Raw genomic sequence first — 18,786 nt, 5'->3', positions numbered from 1 at the left:
TCAGTCGGGCAGTGCCGGGTCGACCTCGCCCGGACCGACGTCGACGGCGACGGACCACCGGCTGCCCCGCGGCCCCTCGACCCGCACCCGGGCCGTGGTGGCGGCGGCACGGGACGTCCGGTCCGACAGGCCGATCACCGCCGAGGCGGCCTCCTCGTCGCCGCACGGGACGGCTCCCTCGCCGCCGAGCACGCCGACCCGCAGGAGACCGGTCCCGCCGACGCAGCTGAGGTGGAGGCGCGCGTGACGCGTGCCCGCGGGCAGCCTCACCGTGACGACGCGGGTGGCGCGGGACTGGCGGTAGGCCTGGAACACCCGCGTCTCCCCCGCCTGCGACCGGCCGAACCCGCTCGGGCCTGCGGCCGGCTGGGCCTGCCCGCACCCCGCCAGACCGGCGACCAGCCCGGCGACCACCGACGACCCGACCACGACCGTGCTCCGTGTCACGTGGACCACCCCCCTGGGAGCGGCAGTCTGCCAGCACCCGGCCGCCGCCGGACCGACCACCACTCGCCTGGCGGGTCACCGCCGACACCTGCCGCGACTGGCCACCTCCCCCGGGCGGCACAGGCTGCCCTCAGGGACACCGGCTACGGTCGAACGACGCCCTCGTCCCCCACCGGAAGGTCCCTCCCTGTGCTTCGCCGGCTCCAGCGTCCCGCTGCCGTCCTCGTCCCCGCCCTGCTCCTCGCGCCCGTGCTCGCCGCCTGCGGCAGCGACGGCGGCTCCGCCAAGGCCCCGTCGGGGTCGGGCGCCCAGCTGGAGCAGGTGAGCTTCTCCGGCGCCGTGGGCAAGGCCCTCAAGCCGACCTGGCGCGCGAAGGTGCCGGCGCCGAGCTCGGCCAAGGTGACCACCCTCGTCAAGGGCACGGGCGACAAGATCGCCAGCGGAGACACCGTGAGCACCTACGTCTGGGTGGGCAACGGCACGACCAAGAAGGCCGCCTACAGCGACTACCAGAACGGCTCGCCCGAGTCGGTGCCCGTCGACTCCAAGCTCAGCGCGCTGTTCCAGAAGCTCTTCAAGGGGGCCACCTACGGCTCGCGCGTGGCGGCGGTGGCACCGTCGAAGGACCTGTTCGGCGCGACCGGCGGCAGTCAGCTCGGGGTCGGCGCGAAGGACACCGTCGTGCTGGTCGCCGACATGGTCAAGAAGGCGGCCGTCTCACCCACCCCGTCCAGCGACAAGGTCCAGGACGTCGCCCCCGGCAAGCTGCCCAAGGTCGTCTCCAAGGGCGGCAAGCCCACGAGCCTCGACTTCTCCGGCGTCTCCGAGCCGTCCACCAGCACGCCGGTCCAGCGCGTCGTGCTCAAGAAGGGCACCGGCGCCGCGGTCTCCGCCGCCGACACCGTGACGGTGAACTACCTCGGCGCGGTCTACAAGGCCAAGACCCCCTTCGACGAGAGCTACAGCAAGGGCCAGCCGCTGACCTCACCGCTGTCGGGCCTGGTCAAGGGCTGGGCGATCGGCCTGGACGGCGTCAAGGTCGGCAGCCGCGTGCTGATCCAGATCCCCCCGGCATTCGGGTACGGCGCCCAGGGCAGCGGGGCCACCATCCCGCCCAACTCCACGTTGTGGTTCGTCATCGACGTCCAGAAGGCCACCAAGGGCTGATCCCCAGGGGACGTCCCGACCCGCAGAGCCCGAGAGGCCGCCAGCACCACGCTGGCGGCCTCTCATGCGTCCGGGGCCCGGGAGCCACCCGGGAACCCCCAGGAAGAAGAAAAGCCGCCCGAAGGCGGCCTCTCTGGTGGAGGTGAGGAGACCAACCCCTGACCCCTTGCATGCCGGGCCAGCACAGCCGCTACCTGCCCCCGACAGACCCCCTGGAAAGCAGAAAAGCCGCCCGAAGGCGGCTCATCTGGTGGAGGTGAGGGGATTCGAACCCCTGACCCCTTGCATGCCATGCAAGTGCGCTACCAACTGCGCCACACCCCCATTGTCCGTCTCCGGGCAACGACGGAAATATTAGCGGGCCCCGTTCACGGACGCGAATCGGGGGTCCCCCCACCCGCCCCCAGGCCGTACGCCGAGAGCCGCAGCCGGTGCCGACCGCGCTCCTCGAGCACCGCCCAGCCGCAGTTCGACATCGCCGCCAGCGAGTCGGCGCACGACAGGGGCCAGCCGAGCAGCCCGGCGACGCCCACGCGCAACGCGGCGCCGTGCAGCACCAGGACGGCCGTCTGGTCCTCCCCCAGCTCCTCGAGCACGTCGCGCAGCGCCGGCACCAGCCGGGCCGCGACGTCCTCGACGGTCTCGGCGCCCTCGGCGTCGACGTGGGTGTGGACGTCCCAGCGGGCCGCCTCCGCGGGGCTCAGGGTCGCGGCGTACTCCACGGCGGTCATGCCGGTGCGCTCGCCTGTGTCGTACTCCCGCAGCCGGGCGTCGGTGCGCGCGGTCAGCCCGGTGGCGCGCTCGAGCGGCTCGGCGGTCTGCCGGGCGCGGGCCAGGTCGCTGCTGAGCAGCAGCGTCGGGGCGTACGCCGCCACCACGGGGGCCATCTCCTCGGCCTGGGCCCGGCCGACCTCGTCGAGGCTGACGTCGGTGTGGCCCTGCGCGCGGCCCTCGGCGTTCCAGGCGGTCCTGCCGTGGCGCACGAGCACCAGGCGACGGCCGCGCCCCACCTCGGGTCCGTCGGTGGGCACCCTCAGCGACCGCGGTCGGAGGACACCACGTCCGCCGGCAGCGGGATCGCCGGGCAGTCGCGCCAGAGCCGCTCGAGGGCGTAGAACTGCCGGTCCTCGGTGTGCTGGACGTGGACGACGATGTCGGCGTAGTCCAGCAGCACCCAGCGGCCGTCGCGGTGGCCCTCGCGGCGCACCGGCTTGGCCCCGGACTCGCGCAGGCGGTCCTCGACCGCCTCCACGATGGCCTTGACCTGGCGGTCGTTGCCGGCCGAGCAGATCAGGAAGGCGTCGGTGATGGCGAGCTGCTCGCTGACGTCGAAGGCGAGGATGTTCTCCGCCAGCTTGTCGGAGGCGGCGCGGGCGGCGGAGACGAGCAGCTCCACGGCGTGGTCGGTGGCGGTCATGTGTGACTTCCCAGGGTGGCGGTGAGGCTCTCGGCGGGGCCGTAGAGGTCGTGCTTGGCGATGTACTGGACGACCCCGTCGGGCACGAGGTACCACACGGGGTCCCCCTTGGCGCGGCGCTCGCGACAGTCGGTGGAGGAGATCGCCAGGGCGGGGATCTCCAGGATCGTGATCCGGTCCGAGGGGATCGCGTCCAGGGTGGTGGCGGCCATGTCGTAGCCGGGGCGGGTGCACCCCACGAAGCGCGCCATCTCGAAGAGCTCCGAAGCGTGGCGCCAGGTGAAGATCTCGGCCAGGGCGTCGGCGCCGGTGATGAAGTAGAGGTCCGCGTCGGGCAGGGTCGCGGAGAGGTCGCGCAGCGTGTCGACCGTGTACGTCGGTCCGTCGCGGTCGACGTCGACCCGCGAGACGGTGAACCGGGGGTTCGAGGCGGTGGCGATCACCGTCATCAGGTAGCGGTGCTCGGCCGGCGAGACCTCGCGGCCGCTCTTCTGCCACGGCTGCCCGGTCGGCACGAAGACCACCTCGTCGAGGTCGAACCACGCCTGGACCTCGCTGGCCGCGACCAGGTGGCCGTGGTGGATCGGGTCGAAGGTGCCGCCCATCACCCCGACGCGGCGTCGCGGTGGGGTCTCGGCACCCGTGGAGGGCGAGGTGGCTGCCTCGGTCATGCGAGCCCCTCGCTCAGGTGTGGTCCCGGCCCCTGCCGAAGGCCAGCAGCCCGAGCATCAGGGCCAGCAGGATGATCAGGGCGGTGCCGCCGATGAGGTAGGGGCGGATCCCGGGGCCCTCGGTCGCGAGGGGCAGCAGCAGGGTGTTCAGCATGGGCGCAGCCTATCCGCCGCACGGGTCAGCGGAAGATCAGGCCCACGCCGAGCAGCCACGCCCAGAAGAACAGCGTCCGCCCCACGAGCCCGGCGACGAAGAACACCACCACGTTCATCCGCAGCGTGCCGGCGACCATGGCCATGGCGAAGAACGGCGGGAACCCGATCGCCGCCGAGACGAAGGTCAGCAGCCCGCTCATCAGCGGTCGGCCCTGGACGTAGCCGCGCCACCGCTCGAACTGCGCCTGCCGCTTGGGGTTGTCCATCCGGGCCCGCAGCCAGGGGATGTCCAGCGCGCCGCGGGAGGCGTAGTACCAGACCAGCTTGCCGAGGTTCTGCCCCAGCGACCCGACGGCGGCGACCTCGAGGGCCTGGCCGCGGCCGCTGGCGTAGGCGACGGAGATGTAGGCCTCCATGTTGAACAGCGGGACCACCGCCGAGACCACGCCGAACCCGAGGGTCAGCAGGAGGAGCTTCACCGGATGTGGCCGTCCCCGGTGACGACGTACTTGGTCGACGTCATCTCCGGCAGCCCCATCGGGCCGCGCGCGTGCAGCTTCTGCGTGGAGATCCCGATCTCGGCACCGAAGCCGAACTCGCCGCCGTCGGTGAACCGGGTCGAGGCGTTGACCAGCACGGCCGCGGAGTCGACCGCGGCGACGAAGCGGGCGGCACTGGACTGGGAGTCGGTGACGATGGCGTCGGAGTGGTGGGAGGAGTGGTCGCGCACGTGGGCGACCGCGGCGTCGAGCGAGGGCACGACCGCCGCGGACATCTCCAGGGCGAGGTACTCGGTGTCCCAGTCCGCCTCGGTGGCCGGCTCCACCCCGGGCTCGCGCGCGAAGGTCTCGTCGCCGTGCAGCAGCACGCCGGCACCCTGGAGCGCGGCCACGATCCGCGGGACGAAGACCGCGGCCACGTCGGCGTGCACCAGCAGCGACTCCGCGGAGTTGCACACCGAGGTGCGGTGGGTCTTGGCGTTGAGCACGATCCGCTCGGCCATGTCGAGGTCGGCGGCGGCGTCGACGTAGACGTGGCAGTTGCCCACCCCGGTCTCGATCACCGGCACCGTCGACTCCTCGACCACCGTGCGGATGAGCCCGGCGCCGCCGCGCGGGATCAGCACGTCGACCAGCCCGCGGGCCCGCATCAGCTCCTTGACGGCCTCGTGGCCCTCGCCCGGGACCAGGCAGACGACGTCCTGCGGCAGCCCGACCTCGGCCACGGCGCCGCGCAGCACCTCGACGACCGCGGCGTTGGTGCGACGCGCGCTGGAGGACCCGCGCAGCAGCACCGCGTTGCCGCTCTTGAGGCAGATCCCCGCGGCGTCGGCGGTGACGTTGGGCCGCGCCTCGTAGATGATCCCGACGACGCCGAACGGCACCCGCACCTGGCGCAGCTGGAGCCCGTTGGCCAGCGTCGAGCCGCGCAGGACCTCCCCGACCGGGTCGGGCAGCCCGGCCACGTCCCGCAGCCCCTGCGCCATCGAGGCGAGCCGCGCGTCGTCCAGCCTCAGCCGGTCGAGCAGGTGCTCGCCCGTGCTCGCGGCACGGGCGGCGTCCACGTCCTCGGTGTTCGCGGCGAGCACGGTCTCCGCGTAGGACTCCAGGGCGTCGGCCATCGCGCGCAGCGCCGCGTCCTTGGTGGCACGGGTGGCCAGGGCGAGCTCGGCGGCGGCGAGGCGGGCACGAGCGGCCACGGTGGCGAACGCGGTCTCGGACATGACGTGCAGTTTATCGAGCGCAGGCCCTGAGCCCGGCCACCCCCGCGGGCGGGCCGTGGACGACGGCGTACGGCACTCCCCCGGCGACCGGGTCAGCCGCGCCGGCGTTGGTCGCCGCGGCGCTCGCGCAGCGACTTCTCCACGATCTCGAGGCCCACGACCTCCCAGTCGGGGAGGTTGGCCGAGTCCCGGTGCTCGTTCCACAGCCGCATGGCCAGGGACGCCACGTCGAGCATGCTCTCGCCCTCGTCCCAGAACCGGATCTCGGCGAGGTCGGACCCCACCTCGAGCGAGTCCAGGAAGGGTCGCTCAGCGCCCAACCGGGTCATCGCACCCCGGGCGATCAGCGGCTCCACCGGCGCGCCCGACAGGGTCAGGACGACGTACCAGTGCCGGACGTTCTCGCTCACGCGCGACTCCCCCTCCACGACGAGGCCCTCGGGCTGGAGACCCCTCGATGACTCGATTCTCCCCGAGGCCCGGGAGCCCGCGGGCGGGAATGCCCGATCTCGCACGCCCGAGAAGGCACGGACGTCGTCGGCGGGTCCGGTCGGGCTAGAGCAGCACCAGGGCGTCGCGGTGCACGACCTCGCGCACGTACGCCGACCCCAGCTCGGCCGCGAGCTCGTGGGTGGAGCGCCCGAGCAGCCCGGGCAGCTCGACGGCGTCGTAGTTGACCAGCCCGCGGGCGCGCACACGACCCTCCTCGTCGACCAGGTCGACCGGGTCGCCGGCCACGAAGGACCCCGAGACCCCCGTGATCCCGGCGGGCAGCAGCGAGGCGCGGCGCTCGGTCAGGGCCCGGACCGCCCCGGCGTCCAGGACCACGCGGCCCTGGGGCTCGGTGGCGTGGGCGAGCCAGAGCAGCCGGGTGGGGCGCCGACGGCCGGTGGGGTGGAACAGCGTGCCGGTGGTGAGGCCGGTCAGCGCCTCCTCGGCGTGGGCCATGTCGGTCAGCACCACCGGGATGCCCGCGCCCGTGGCGATCCGCGCGGCCTCGAGCTTGGTGGCCATGCCCCCCGTGCCGACCCCGGAGGTGCCGGCTGCCCCGGCCCGGCCCACCACGACGTCCCCGAGGTCGTCGCCCGGACGGACCTCGCTGACCACCCGGCTGCCGGGCTGGGTGGGAGGCGCGTCGAAGAGCCCCTCGACGTCGGAGAGCAGCACCAGCAGGTCGGCGTGCACCAGGTGGGCCACCAGCGCGGCCAGCCGGTCGTTGTCGCCGAAGCGGATCTCCGACGTCGCGACGGTGTCGTTCTCGTTGACGATCGGGACGACGCCGAGCTCGAGCAGCTTGTCGAAGGTGCGCTGGGCGTTGCGGTAGTGCTCGCGCCGGGTGACGTCGTCGACGGTGAGCAGCACCTGCCCGGTCACCTGCTCGTGGCGGGCGAACTCCTCGGTGTAGCGGTGCACCAGCAGGCCCTGGCCGACCGACGCCGCCGCCTGCTGGCGGGCGAGGTCGCGCGGCCGCCGCCCGAAGGCCAGCGGGGCGAGCCCGGCCGCGATGGCGCCGGAGGAGACCAGCACCAGGTCGGCTCCGCGACGGCGTACGCCGGCCAGGCTGTCGACCAGCCCACGGACCCGCTCGGGATCGATGCCCCCCGCCGCCGTGGTCAGCGAGGAGGACCCCACCTTGACCACGACGCGACGGGCACCGGCCACCGCCGGCCGGTCGCTCACCGCTCGAGCGGCCCGTCGGGGACGGCGTCCGGGTCGGAGTCGGCCCAGTCGTCGTCCTCGTCGGTGTCGAAGTCGGACAGGTCGTCCTCGACGTAGTTCTCGCCGAACAGGCGGCGGGCCACGTCGGCGCGCTCCTCGCCCTCGAGCCGGGTCGGCATCGCCTCGTCGATCGCGCGCCGGCGACCGGCGGCGGGCCGGGACTCGGTGAAGCGCTGGTCCTCGCCGCGACGCCCCAGCATCTGGGCGCCGGCGTCGATGCCGGGCTTGAAGTCGAAGACCACGGAGTTCTCGGGCGGGCCAATCAGCACCGACTCGCCCTCCTGGGCCCCGAGCCGGATCAGCTTCTCCTCGACGCCGAGGCGGTCCAGGCGGTCGGAGAGGAAGCCCACGGCCTCGTCGTTGCTGAAGTCGGTCTGGCGGATCCAGCGCTCGGGCTTCTCGCCGCGCACGCGCCAGCCCTCGCCGGTCTGCGTGACGGTGAAGTCGACGCTCGCGCTGGTCGACCGCGGACGGATCACGATGCGCGTGGTCTCGGCGTTCGGCTCCTGGGCGCGACGGTTCGACACGATGGCGGCCATCGCGAACATCAGCTCGCGCAGCCCCTCGTGGCTGGCCGCACTCACCGGGAAGACCTCCCAGCCGCGCTCGGCGACGTCCTCGGCCACGATGTCGGCCATGTCGCGGCCGTCGGGCACGTCGATCTTGTTCAGGGCCACCAGGCGGGGCCGGTCCTCGAGGCCGCCGTACTTGCGCAGCTCGTCCTCGATGACGTCGAGGTCGGCGACCGGGTTGCGACCGGGCTCCATGGTGGCCAGGTCGACCACGTGCACGATCGCGGCGCAGCGCTCGACGTGGCGGAGGAAGTCGTGGCCCAGGCCGCGGCCCTCGCTGGCGCCCTCGATCAGGCCGGGCACGTCGGCGACGGTGAAGACGGTGTCGCCGGCCTTGACCACGCCCAGGTTGGGCACCAGCGTGGTGAACGGGTAGTCCGCGATCTTGGGCCGTGCCCGTGACAGCGCCGCGATCAGGCTCGACTTGCCGGCGCTGGGGTAGCCCACGAGACCGATGTCGGCGACCACCTTGAGCTCGAGGTGGATCACCCGCTCCTCGCCCGGCTCACCGAGCAGGGCGAAGCCGGGGGCCTTGCGCTTGGCCGAGGCCAGCGCCGCGTTGCCGAGGCCGCCGCGGCCGCCGGCGGCGATGACCATCTCGGTGCCGGGGCCGACCAGGTCGGCCAGGACCTCGCCGGTCTCGTCGGTGACCACGGTGCCGTCGGGCACCGGGAGCACGATGTCGTGGCCGTGGGCGCCGTTGCGGTGGGCGCCGGCGCCGTGGCCGCCGTGCTCGCCGATCCGCTTGGCGTTGTGGTGGTAGTCGATCAGCGTGGTGACGTCCTGGGCGACGCGCAGGATGATCGACCCGCCCGGGCCACCGTTTCCGCCGTCGGGCCCGCCGAGGGGCTTGAACTTCTCGCGGTGGACCGAGGCCACCCCGTTGCCGCCGCGACCGGCGACGACGTGCAACCGGACGCGGTCGACGAACGTCGGGACGGCCATGGTGCTCCTGTTCAGTGTGCTGCTGGATGGTGCCGAGGTGGTGCTGGGAAAAAGCCGAGGAGGACGTCCCCGAGCTGGTCAGGGACGCCCTCCACGGGTGTCTGGTCCGCTCAGGCGCGAGCGGCGTCCGGGGTCACCGAGGTGACTACTCCCCGGCGGGAGAGATGTTCACGACGCGGCGGCCGCGCTTGGTGCCGAACTCCACGGCTCCCGCGACCAGCGCGAAGAGGGTGTCGTCCTTGCCGCGGCCGATGCCCACGCCGGGGTGGAAGTGCGTGCCCCGCTGGCGGACGATGATCTCGCCGGCGTTGACGAGCTGACCACCGAAGCGCTTGACGCCGAGGCGCTGAGCGTTTGAATCGCGGCCGTTCTTGGTGGACGCCGCGCCCTTCTTGTGTGCCATGAGTTCTGGTCCTTCGTGCTGGAGGAGACCTGGGAGTGGAGGAACCCGGGTCAGACGGTGATGTCGGTGACCTTGACCTGGGTGTACTTCTGGCGGTGACCCTGGCGCTTCTTGTAGCCGGTCTTGTTCTTGTACTTCTGGATGACGATCTTGGGACCCTTAGTGGCGCCGAGGATCTCGACGGTCACGGCGGCCTTGTCGAGACCGGTGGCGGTGACCTGGTCACCGTCGACGAGCATCACGACGGGGAGAGTCAGCGACTCACCGACAGCCGTGACGTTCTTGTCGATCTCGATGACGTCGCCCACGGCAACCTTCTGCTGCTTGCTGCCAGCGCGCACAACTGCGTACACGGCGGGTTCACTCTCCTCGGCTGGTGGATCGAAAGACGTGGTCTGCTGCGGCACGCCACCGGACGTCTCTCCAGGAGAGTCGGGGCGCGAGCCGCGCAGATGATCGGGTGGGCACACGTGCACACCGAAGGGCCACATTACGGGACCGGCGGTCGCAGGGTCAAAACGACCCGGGTCGACCGCCGCGCCCGACCCCTCAGCGCTTGCGGGCGCCCTTGCGCTTGACGGGCACGTGGACGAGCGAGGTGACGCCGTTCTCGTCCACGACCTCCTCGACCTGGGTCTCGGGGCCCGCCTCGGACTCGTCCGCGGCATCAGCACCCTCGACCCCCTCGGCGCCGTCCACGGCCACGGCCGTGTCCTCTAGATCCGCGGCCACGGTGGCGTCCACCAGCGGCGCCGCCTCAGCGTCGGCTCCTTTGGCGGCCTCCACGTCCGGCTGGGCCTCCTGCTGGACGTCCGGCGCCGCAGCGGCGACGGCCGGCTCGACCGGCACGGCGACGGGCTCGGAGTCCGGGCCCGCCTTGGTGCCGGCACCCGGCATCGGGGCGTCCTGGTCCAGCGACGCCAGCTGCACCGGCGGTCCGGCCGGGCGGCGGGCCGAGCGACGACGGGTCGTCGTGCGCACGGCCGGGGCCGCCGGGGCCACCTCGGCTGCGGGCACCGCGGCCTCGCCCGGCTGCTCGGTCGGGACCAGCACGTCGGCCTCGGTCGTGCTCGGGGTGGGGACCTGGGGTGCCGGGGCGACCGGATCCGCCTCGGCGGACGACGCCGCGGGAGCGGGGGTGCCGCTCTCGCTCGGGACGTCCTGGGGCTCCGGGACCGCCGGGGTCGGACGACCGATCACGTCCTGGTGCGCGACGGTCTCGGTCGACCCGCTCGGGTCGACCGGGTCGGTCGACGCGCTCGGGTCGGTCGACTCGGTCCGGTCGGCGGTCTTCTCCGGCGGACGGGAGTGGGCCAGAGCGGCCGGCGAGGGGACGCCGGGCGCCGGCGAGGCGGACCCGCCGTTGCCACCGGAGCCGTTGCCGCCGCCGCCAGAGCCGTTGCCGCCCGAGCCGTTGCCCCCGGAGCCGTTGCCCCCGGGACGACCGCCACGGTTGCGACCGCCGCGGTTGCGACCGCCGCGCGAGCCGTCGTCGTCGGACTGCTGACCCTGCTGGTGGGGGTCCACCGGCTCGGCCTCGACGACCACGCCGCGTCCGCGGCAGTGCTCGCAGTCGTGGCTGAAGGACTCCAGCAGGCCGGTGCCGATGCGCTTGCGCGTCATCTGGACCAGGCCGAGCGAGGTGACCTCGGCGACCTGGTGCCGGGTGCGGTCGCGGCCCAGGCACTCCACGAGGCGACGCAGCACGAGGTCGCGGTTGGACTCCAGGACCATGTCGATGAAGTCGACGACGATGATGCCGCCGATGTCGCGCAGCCGGAGCTGGCGCACGATCTCCTCGGCCGCCTCCAGGTTGTTCTTGGTGACGGTCTCCTCGAGGTTGCCGCCGGACCCGGTGAACTTGCCGGTGTTGACGTCGACGACCGTCATCGCCTCGGTGCGGTCGATGACCAGGGAGCCGCCCGAGGGCAGCCACACCTTGCGGTCGAGGCCCTTGGCGATCTGCTCGTCGACACGGTACGCCGCGAAGACGTCGTTGCCGCCGCTCTGCCCCTCCTCGGCCGCCCCGTAGTGCTCGAGCCGGTCGCGCAACTCCGGCGCGACGTGGGAGACGTAGCCGTCGACCAGGTTCCAGGCGTCGTCGCCCTGGATGACCAGCTTGGCGAAGTCCTCGGTGAACAGGTCGCGGACGACCTTGAGGGTCAGGTCGGGCTCGCCGTACAGCAGCTGGGGGCCCTTGCCCGCGGCGACCTTGGCCTCGATGTCCTGCCAGCGCGCGGTGAGGCGCTCGACGTCGGTGGTCAGCTCCTCCTCGGAGGCGCCCTCGGCGGCCGTGCGCACGATCACGCCCTGCCCCTCGGGGAGGATCTCCTTGAGCAGCTTCTTCAGGCGGCTCCGCTCGGTGTCGGGCAGCTTGCGCGAGATCCCCGAGCTGGTGCCCTCCGGGACCAGCACCAGGAAGCGGCCCGGCAGGCTGATCTGCCCGGTCAGGCGGGCACCCTTGTGACCGATCGGGTCCTTGGTGACCTGCACGAGGATGGTCTGGCCCGAGGAGAGCACCGACTCGATCTTGCGGGGCTGCCCCTCCTTGTGGCCCAGCGCCTGCCAGTTGACCTCACCGGCGTAGATGACGGCGTTGCGGCCCTTGCCGATGTCGACGAAGGCGGCCTCCATCGAGGGCAGCACGTTCTGCACCCGACCCAGGTAGACGTTGCCGATCAGGGAGGTCTGCGACTCCCGCGCGACGTAGTGCTCGACGAGCACCTTGTCCTCGAGCACGGCGATCTGGGTCAGGTCGCGGCGCTGACGCACCACCATGACCCGGTCGACGGCCTCGCGGCGGGCCAGGAACTCGGCCTCGCTGACGATCGGCGCGCGCCGGCGACCGGCCTCGCGACCCTCGCGGCGACGCTGCTTCTTGGCCTCGAGACGGGTCGAGCCCTGGACGCTGGTGATCTCGTCCTCGGGGTTGCGACGTCGGCCACGGCCCTCGCCGTCCCCGCGGTCCTCGCCCTGCTGGCCACCCTGCGAGCCACCCGAGCCGTCGCCGGAGCGACGGCGACGGCGACGACGGCGCGAGCCGGACGAACCGCCCTCACCGGAGCCCTCGTCGTCCTCGTCGGAGGAGTCGGCGTCGGCCTCCCGGGAGTCACCGGACGCCTCGTCGTCGGCCCGGTCACCGTCGCGACCACCGCCGGAGCGGCCCGATCCACGTCGGCCGCCCTGGGAGCGGCGGCGCCCGTCCTGGGCGTCGTCGTCGGAGCCGGCGTCGCCGTTGGCGTCCTCGGCGTCCCCGGGGCCGTCCTCGGTCCGGTCGGCGCCCTCGGCGTCACCCGACCGTCCGCCCGCTCGCTCGCCGGACTGCTCGCCGGTCTGGGAGCCACCGTCGCGACCCCGGCCGCCACCGCGCGACGAGCGGCCACGGCCGCCGCTGCGGGTGCCGCCGCCGGTCTCGTCGGCGTCCTCGGAGCCGTTGCCGTCAGCGGCCTCGCCGTCGGTGTCGTCCTGTCCGGACTCCCCCGGTCCGTCGGTGTCGCGGTCCGAGGCGTCGCCGTCGTCGGAGGCCCGGTCCGCGGGCTTGCGGCGGCGGCGGCCACCACGACGACGGCGCCGACGCGGGTTGCCCTCGCCGGGCTCACGCTCGCCCGCGGAGTCGCTGGACTCGTCGTCCTCGTCGTCCTCGTCCGAGTCGGAGCTGTCCGCAGCGCCTGCCTCGTCGTCCGCGCGGTCGGCGTCGGCGCCGTCCGTCGCGTCGCTGCCGCCACCGTCGACGGTCGCGTCCAGGGCCTCCGAGGCGTCCTCGTCCTCCTCGTCGTCGCCGACGGGGGCGGTGCTGGTGAGCGAGGCGCGGGACGCGTCGGCGGCGAGGGAGGGGTCGGCGTCGGACGCGGACTCGGCCTTCTTCTTCTTGCCGCCGCCCTTCTTCCCGCCGCTCTTCTTGCCCCCAGACTTGCCCTCCGACTTGCCCTCCGACTTGCCCTCGGACTTGGCGGAGCCGGACTTCTTGCTGCCGGACCCGTCGTTGGACGACTCCTCGGTGGCGGCGTCCTGCGCCTCGGACCCCTCGGTCCCGCGCCGGTCGGCGGTCAGGTCCTGGTCGTCCGGGGTGCTCGTCACGCGGGACTCGTCGTCCGTCCCGTCCGTCTCGTCCAGGGGGGCCGGTGCGGCCGGAGCCGACTTGCGCACGGCCCGCTTGCGGGCCGTCTTCTTGGCCGGGGCCTGGAAGACCACCATCGGGGCACCCGAACCGGTCGGTGCGTCGTCCGCGCCGGCGGAGGGCTCCTCGGGGCTGGCAGAGGGCACGTCGGGCGCCGGGGCCACCGGAGCAGCGGTCGGCTCGTCGGTCGGGGCGGCGTGAGCGGTCTCAGCCGCTGCGGCGACCGCGGCGTCGTGGTCGTCCGGCGCGTCGACCGGCACCGCCGGACCCGCGGGTCGGGACGCGGCGCGCTTGGTGGTGCGCTTGCGGGGGGCGGCCTTCTTGGCCGCGGGTGCGGACTCGCCGGCCTGGTCCGTCTGGCCCGACTGGTCCGTCGGGGCCGACCGGTCCGTCTCGGCGGCGGACAGGTCGAGCGCCGCGTCGGCCGGGTCGGCGTCGGGGGCCGCGGCCTTCTTGGCGGCGGCCTTGCGCGGCGTGGACTTCTTCGCGGTGGACCGCGAGGCCCGCTTGGCGGGCGCCTTCACCGCGGGCTGGTCGGCGTCCACGGACGGGACGTCGGGCGCGGCCGTCGCGTCAGGGCCGCTAGACCCCTCCGCCTCCTGCCCGGGGTTCGGGGCCGAGCTGGTGTCCTCGGCGAACAGGTCCTGGTCGTTGTTCTCTGGGTCGAGCACTGGATGAGCTCCTCGTGCACCTGCGCGGCTGACACCCGTGCCGGTGCTGTTCGCGGCGTACGACGTGTCTGTGCCCGTCGTGCGTCAAAGCCTTCGGATGGCGACCACGTCCTCCGCGAGTCGCGTCACGCAGGATCTCTGCCGCCACCAACCGCGGTCGCTGGGCTGTCTCACACTGGTGGAGCTGTCACCTTCACCGGCCAGCCGCGTCGCGGTCGGGTGCCAACGGATCACCCACCGTGCCGCCTTCGAGGTCCAACGGGCCCTGGGCCAGTCGCCGCTGGAGAGCGGCGGTGGCGACAAGTCCCGAAGCCCCGCGAAGAGCGGCGAGAACGTCATCGGGTCTCACGGACGGCGTGCCGTGCCGCAGGACCAGGTCGAGTATCGCACACCCGGGTCGCTCCACCGCCGGGTCGAGGACACCCAGGGAGACCACGGCCGCGCGTGCGTCGAAGCTGCGCAGGCCCTTCTTCGTCATCCGCTCGACCACGACCTCCTCCTGGGCGAGCAGCTGCGCGACGGCCGCGGCGGCCTCCTCGACCCCGGTCGCGTCGAGGGTGATCTGCCAGTGGGAGGCCTGCAGCTGGTCGGCCAGCGAGCCACCGGCACTGGGCACCACCTCGAGGACGTCGAGCCCGTCGGGCAGCGCCTCGTCGAGCTGGGCGTGGGTCTCCTGCGGGTCCAGGACGGCGGCGAGGGCGATCTCGACGTACTCCGCCTCGCTGGCCGACCCCGTCGGCGCCGCCCCCGCGTAGGAGATCCGAGGGTGTGGGTTGAAGCCCGAGGAGTAGGCCATCGGGATCCGGGCCCGGAAGACCGCGCGCTCGAAGGCTCGGCTGAAGTCGCGGTGGCTGGTGAACCGGAGCCGGCCGCGCTTGGCGTAGCGGATCCGCAGCCGCTGGACGGGCGGAGCCTGCTGCTCGGGTTGTTCGCGCACCCGCAGACAGTACGTGGCGCTCCGGGCGTGTCGCTGGTCGGGCGAGCCGGGCCGCGGCTCACGACGGTCGCACCGACCGCATCAGCGGCGAGGGGTAGACGGTGCCGACCACCTCGCCGTCCAGCCAGGCCGTCAGCCGCTCGGCCTCGAGCTGCAGGTGGTGCGCGGCCTCGTCGGTCAGGTCGTGCAGCGGCACGACCACGACGCGCCCGTCGGGGTCCTGGACCCAGCAGCCGACCACGCGGCCGTCCCACCAGGCGGTGGTGCCGGCGTTGCCGTTGCGGTCGAAGACCCGCGGCGCGTCCTGCGGAGCGAGGTAGAAGTCGCGCTGCTTCCACCCCATCACCGTCGCGTCGAGCACCGGCAGCAGGGCGGCGGTGGGCCGGGACGAGGAGCCCGGGTCGCCCTCGCCGGCGCCCCCGACACCGTCCACGTCCTCCACACCGTCGACGCCGTCGACGTCGTCGGGCAGGAGCCACCCGGTCGCGGGTGGGGCCGCGGCGTCGTCGGCGGTCAGCGCGACCTCGACCGCGCCGAGGTCACCCAAGGCGGCGCGCACCGCGCCCCGGGTCGCCCCCAACCACCAGACCAGGTCCTCGGTCGTGCCGGGACCGAAGGAGCGCAGCCACCGCCGCACGAGCTCGCGGTAGCCCTCGGCGGGACCGACCGGTGCACCGTCGGGACCCGGGGCCTCGTCCCCGGCACGGCCCCCCACCCACTGCTCGGTCCGGGTCCAGCGGGGACGCGAGGTGCGCCAGCCGCCGTCGTTCTCGCCCCGGACCACGAGGCCGGAGGCCGCGAGGGTGGACAGCAGCCGCGGGGCCACCGGAAAGCTGCCGCCGTAGGCCTTGTCGGGATGCATCTCCAGCCGCCGCGCGAGCTCGGGCAGCCGCTCGCGCAGCTGGGCGGTCGTGGCCGGCCCCTCGGCCAGCACCTCGAGCACCGCCTCCCCCGTCTCACGCACCCAGCGCGCGCCGTCGGCGCCGAGCCCGTTGGCCTCGACCTCGCCCGCGAGCCGCGTGCTCAGCTGACCGGCCACCCGGGCCGAGGCGCTGACCCAGACGTGCGGCAGCACCTCGGCCGGGAAGGCGAACAGCGTGCGGCGCATCGCCAGCTGCTTGACCACGGTGCGGTCGACGTACAGCGCCTGCTCGACCGCGGCCCGGTCGGCGGGGCTGCGGGCCGCCACCGAGAGGTGGACGGTGGCGGGCTCGGTCGCGTGCAGGCAGGTCAGCGCCGCGACCACCTCCTCCACCGTGGCCGTCGACCGGGCCGCGGGCGTCAGCAGGTGTCGACGCACGAGGCGGGCCCGGCGCTGGGCGGCGGTCACGGTGAGCACGCGCTCATGGTGGCACCGGTCACCGACAGACCCGCCCGGACGGCGGACGGCGGCGGGCGGCAGGATGCCGAGGTGAGCGATCAGCAGGAGAACCGGGTCCAGCGTGCCCTCGTCGTCGTCGGCATCGTGGTGCTGGCCTTCAACCTGCGCCCGGCCGCCGTCAGCGTCGGCCCGGTGCTGGGCGACGTGCGCCGGGGCCTGGGCATGTCGGGCGTCGAGACCGGCCTGCTGACCTCGCTGCCGGTCCTGGCCTTCGCGCTGTTCGGCGCCCTCGCGCCGCGGATGGCCCGGCTGGTGGGGATGCACCGCTTCACCCTGGTCGCGCTGCTGGCCGTGGTCGTGGGCCTGAGCGGGCGTGCGGCGGTGTCCTCGGTCCCGGCGTTCCTGCTGCTCTCCCTGGTCGCCCTGGCCGGCATGGCCTCGGCCAACGTGCTGCTCCCCTCGCTGGTCAAGCTGCACTTCCCCGACCGCGTCGGGCTGATGACCTCGATCTACTCGACCTCCCTGGCGATCGGGCTGACCTCGGCGTCGGTGGCCACGGTCCCCGTCGCCGAGGCGTACGCCGGGTGGCGCTCGGGTCTGCTGGTGTGGGCCGCCACGGCGGCGATCGCGGTCGTGCCGTGGCTGGCCCTCGCCCGCCACGACCGTCGCCCCGAGGCGCCCGGGTCGGGCCCGATCGGTCTCGGCGACGTGGCCCGCACCCGGCTGGGCTGGCTGATGGCCGTCTTCTTCGGGCTGCAGAGCCTGCAGGCGTACTCGATCTTCGGCTGGTTCGCCCAGGTCTACCGCGACGCCGGCTTCCCCGCCCACACCGCCGGGCTGCTGCTCGGGGTGATCACCGGGGTCAGCATCCCGCTGTCCTTCGCCATCCCTACCCTGGTGGGCCGGCTGCAGGACCAGCGCTGGCTGCTGTGCGCGGTGATGGCCTGCTACCCGGTCGGCTACCTCGGGCTGGTCCTCGACCCGCGGGGCGGCGCGTGGGTGTGGGCGGTGTTCGTCGGCGTCGGCACCACGACCTTCCCGCTGATCCTGACCCTGATCGGGCTGCGGGCGCGGACACCCGGGGGCACCGCCGCGCTGTCGGGCTTCGCGCAGTCGACGGGCTACCTGATCGCGGGCACGGGGCCGTTCGGCATCGGGCTGCTGCGCGACCTCAGCGGCGGCTGGACGGTCCCGTTGCTCGTGCTGCTGGGCCTGACGGTGCCGCAGCTCCTGGTGGGCCTGGCGGTCTCGCGCCCCGCCCACGTCGAGGACCAGCTCCGGGACCGTGGGGCCGACCGGACCGGGGAGCCGGCCGGCCCCTCGGCTCAGCGGCGGTAGACCCGCACGCTGCCCGGTGAGGTGACGGTCGGCGGCGCCTTCGGGTCGCTGAAGGACAGGTCGCCCAGCTGCCCGACGTACATCCGGCCGGGTCGCGTCTCCACCGAGACCACGCGGGGCAGGCGCAGCACCGTCGAGCGGCGCCCGTCACGCAGCCGGGTGACCTTGTCGGCGAAGTGCTCCACGACGAAGATCGTGCCCCGACGGGTGACGGCGAGGTTGGTCGCGCCGGCGAACCCGGTCGCGAGGGAGCGGGCCGCACCGCGGGAGGAGAGCCGGTAGACCGATCCCCGTGCGCCGAGGCTGGCGTCCTCCGGCCCGCCCGGCAGCGTCGTGACCCAGAGGCCGCCCCCGGGGCCGCGCTCGACGTCGGTCGGCACCGGCTCGAAGGCGTAGGTCAGGCCCACGACGCAGTCGGGGGCGTGCAGCGCCGCGGCCATGGACCGGGTGATCTTCACCGGCTGGGGCGGGAGCACCGCGAGCGTCGAGACCCGTCCCCGTCGGTCCACCCTCAGGACGTCGTTGCCCGCGGCGTCGGCCACCGCCCAGGCCCCCCGCCCCAGGTAGGCCACCTGGTAGGGGTGGGAGTCGACCTCGCCGGTGTAGGCGGCGTCCTGCCCGGTCGCCGTCTTCAACCAGGTGGCCGCGCACGGGCTCACGGCCCCGGCGACCCCGTAGTGCTGCCCTCCGTCGGGGTTGACCCGCTGCTCGTAGCCGGACAGGTCGGCCACCACGTCGGCGCGGCCGGCACGACGGATGGTCAGGGCGGTGCCCGACGCCGTGCTGCTGGTGAAGGCCATCGTGTGGCGTCGGGGGGCGAGCTCGACCCCCGCGATCTCCCCGGGCGCCCGCGCCAGGACGCGGTCGGGGCCGCGGCGCACGAGGTTCACGGTGCCCGCGACCCCGTCGGTGTAGTAGACGCGGTGGCCGTGCACGGCCACCTGGAACGGCGCCGCGACGGTGCTGCTCAGGACCCTGCCCCGGGCCAGCTCGGCGTCCCGGCTCCCGGGGCCGCTGCTCCCGGCGGCCCCGGCCGGTGGCGCGGCGGCCAGGCCCCCGGCGGTGGTCAGCGCCGCGACGGCGGCGGTCAGGACGGTGGTCTTCCTCGTGGTGGTGGCTCCCATGTCGTTCACTCCCTGATGAGACGTTCCGTCGACGCTAGGCACGGGTCAGCGGCTCCGT

The 18,786-nt window shown here is 73.9% G+C and carries 17 protein-coding genes, 1 tRNA gene and 1 pseudogene; 2 read left to right on the top strand and 17 right to left on the bottom strand.

The window, feature by feature from the left end:
• On the bottom strand, positions 1-447 hold the full coding sequence (locus ACYVDA_RS07040; protein ID WP_460816489.1) for a hypothetical protein: 447 nt from the start codon (positions 445-447) through the stop codon (positions 1-3).
• 189 nt (positions 448-636) lie between these two features.
• Between ACYVDA_RS07040 and ACYVDA_RS07035 the strand changes: the two genes are divergently transcribed.
• Positions 637-1,614 carry an FKBP-type peptidyl-prolyl cis-trans isomerase gene (locus ACYVDA_RS07035; RefSeq protein WP_460816487.1) on the top strand — a complete coding sequence of 326 codons (978 nt, stop codon included), beginning with the start codon at positions 637-639 and terminating at the stop codon, positions 1,612-1,614.
• Positions 1,615-1,862: 248 nt separating this feature from the next.
• Here ACYVDA_RS07035 and ACYVDA_RS07030 read toward each other — a convergent pair.
• The 15 genes and pseudogenes from ACYVDA_RS07030 to ACYVDA_RS06960 all read right to left on the bottom strand — a co-directional run bounded on the left by ACYVDA_RS07030 (position 1,863) and on the right by ACYVDA_RS06960 (position 16,284).
• A tRNA-Ala gene (locus ACYVDA_RS07030) sits at positions 1,863-1,938 on the bottom strand.
• A gap of 44 nt (positions 1,939-1,982) precedes the next feature.
• Positions 1,983-2,645, bottom strand: a complete 663-nt coding sequence (locus tag ACYVDA_RS07025; RefSeq protein WP_460816485.1) for a histidine phosphatase family protein — start codon at positions 2,643-2,645, stop codon at positions 1,983-1,985.
• A gap of 2 nt (positions 2,646-2,647) precedes the next feature.
• A complete protein-coding gene (gene rsfS, locus ACYVDA_RS07020; RefSeq protein WP_460816482.1) occupies positions 2,648-3,031 on the bottom strand; it encodes a ribosome silencing factor in 384 nt (127 codons plus the stop codon).
• Entirely contained in the window at positions 3,028-3,702 is a 675-nt protein-coding gene (gene nadD, locus ACYVDA_RS07015; protein ID WP_460816480.1) for a nicotinate-nucleotide adenylyltransferase, read from the bottom strand. The genes rsfS and nadD overlap by 4 nt, the downstream gene beginning before the upstream one ends.
• 13 nt (positions 3,703-3,715) lie before the next feature.
• Positions 3,716-3,856, bottom strand: coding sequence for a hypothetical protein (locus ACYVDA_RS07010; RefSeq protein WP_460816478.1), 141 nt, complete (start codon positions 3,854-3,856; stop codon positions 3,716-3,718).
• Positions 3,857-3,881: 25 nt separating this feature from the next.
• Positions 3,882-4,337 carry a VTT domain-containing protein gene (locus ACYVDA_RS07005; protein WP_460816476.1) on the bottom strand — a complete coding sequence of 152 codons (456 nt, stop codon included), beginning with the start codon at positions 4,335-4,337 and terminating at the stop codon, positions 3,882-3,884.
• Positions 4,334-5,611: pseudogene (locus ACYVDA_RS07000) on the bottom strand (glutamate-5-semialdehyde dehydrogenase); the annotation flags it as partial. The pseudogene ACYVDA_RS07000 and the gene ACYVDA_RS07005, both read right to left, overlap by 4 nt.
• A 62-nt stretch (positions 5,612-5,673) precedes the next feature.
• Positions 5,674-5,991: a hypothetical protein gene (locus ACYVDA_RS06995; RefSeq protein ID WP_460816474.1), complete on the bottom strand. Its 318-nt coding sequence runs from the start codon at positions 5,989-5,991 to the stop codon at positions 5,674-5,676.
• Between the two features lie 145 nt (positions 5,992-6,136).
• Complete coding sequence (gene proB, locus ACYVDA_RS06990) at positions 6,137-7,261, bottom strand: glutamate 5-kinase (RefSeq protein WP_460816470.1); 1,125 nt, start codon at positions 7,259-7,261, stop codon at positions 6,137-6,139.
• Positions 7,258-8,817 (bottom strand): GTPase ObgE, encoded by a 1,560-nt coding sequence (obgE, locus tag ACYVDA_RS06985; RefSeq protein ID WP_460816467.1) that lies wholly within the window; start codon positions 8,815-8,817, stop codon positions 7,258-7,260. Before obgE ends, proB begins: the two co-directional genes overlap by 4 nt.
• Before the next feature lie 145 nt (positions 8,818-8,962).
• Positions 8,963-9,220 (bottom strand): 50S ribosomal protein L27, encoded by a 258-nt coding sequence (gene rpmA / locus ACYVDA_RS06980; RefSeq protein ID WP_460816463.1) that lies wholly within the window; start codon positions 9,218-9,220, stop codon positions 8,963-8,965.
• Positions 9,221-9,270: 50 nt separating this feature from the next.
• Positions 9,271-9,573 (bottom strand): 50S ribosomal protein L21, encoded by a 303-nt coding sequence (gene rplU / locus ACYVDA_RS06975; RefSeq protein ID WP_460816460.1) that lies wholly within the window; start codon positions 9,571-9,573, stop codon positions 9,271-9,273.
• A 196-nt stretch (positions 9,574-9,769) separates the two neighbouring features.
• On the bottom strand, positions 9,770-14,008 hold the full coding sequence (locus ACYVDA_RS06970) for an Rne/Rng family ribonuclease (protein ID WP_460816457.1): 4,239 nt from the start codon (positions 14,006-14,008) through the stop codon (positions 9,770-9,772).
• 193 nt (positions 14,009-14,201) lie between these two features.
• On the bottom strand, positions 14,202-14,945 hold the full coding sequence (locus tag ACYVDA_RS06965; RefSeq protein ID WP_460816455.1) for a TIGR03936 family radical SAM-associated protein: 744 nt from the start codon (positions 14,943-14,945) through the stop codon (positions 14,202-14,204).
• Positions 14,946-15,003: 58 nt separating this feature from the next.
• Positions 15,004-16,284 (bottom strand): winged helix DNA-binding domain-containing protein, encoded by a 1,281-nt coding sequence (locus ACYVDA_RS06960; protein WP_460816452.1) that lies wholly within the window; start codon positions 16,282-16,284, stop codon positions 15,004-15,006.
• Between the two features lie 72 nt (positions 16,285-16,356).
• On the opposite strand from ACYVDA_RS06960, the gene ACYVDA_RS06955 reads away from it, so the two are divergent.
• Positions 16,357-17,604: a CynX/NimT family MFS transporter gene (locus ACYVDA_RS06955; RefSeq protein ID WP_460816450.1), complete on the top strand. Its 1,248-nt coding sequence runs from the start codon at positions 16,357-16,359 to the stop codon at positions 17,602-17,604.
• On the opposite strand, the gene ACYVDA_RS06950 is transcribed toward ACYVDA_RS06955, so the two are convergent.
• The gene (locus ACYVDA_RS06950; protein ID WP_460817137.1) at positions 17,592-18,728 is read right to left on the bottom strand and encodes a ScyD/ScyE family protein; all 1,137 of its coding nucleotides are present in this window, start codon (positions 18,726-18,728) and stop codon (positions 17,592-17,594) included. The two genes, ACYVDA_RS06955 and ACYVDA_RS06950, sit on opposite strands and share 13 nt — an antisense overlap.
• Positions 18,729-18,786: the final 58 nt, after the last annotated feature.

It is taken from the genome of Nocardioides korecus (assembly GCF_054778395.1).
Note: the sequence above shows the minus strand (reverse complement) of the source record. Positions and strands in the feature narration are given on the sequence as shown.

Bases quoted from the DNA above. Each gene is read 5' to 3' on its own strand.
- rpmA (WP_460816463.1), bottom strand. From the start codon at position 9,220: ATGGCACACAAGAAGGGCGCGGCGTCCACCAAGAACGGCCGCGATTCA.
- obgE (WP_460816467.1), bottom strand. From the start codon at position 8,817: ATGGCCGTCCCGACGTTCGTCGACCGCGTCCGGTTGCACGTCGTCGCC.
- nadD (WP_460816480.1), bottom strand. From the start codon at position 3,702: ATGACCGAGGCAGCCACCTCGCCCTCCACGGGTGCCGAGACCCCACCG.
- rsfS (WP_460816482.1), bottom strand. From the start codon at position 3,031: ATGACCGCCACCGACCACGCCGTGGAGCTGCTCGTCTCCGCCGCCCGC.
- ACYVDA_RS07010 (WP_460816478.1), bottom strand. From the start codon at position 3,856: ATGCTGAACACCCTGCTGCTGCCCCTCGCGACCGAGGGCCCCGGGATC.
- ACYVDA_RS06950 (WP_460817137.1), bottom strand. From the start codon at position 18,728: ATGGGAGCCACCACCACGAGGAAGACCACCGTCCTGACCGCCGCCGTC.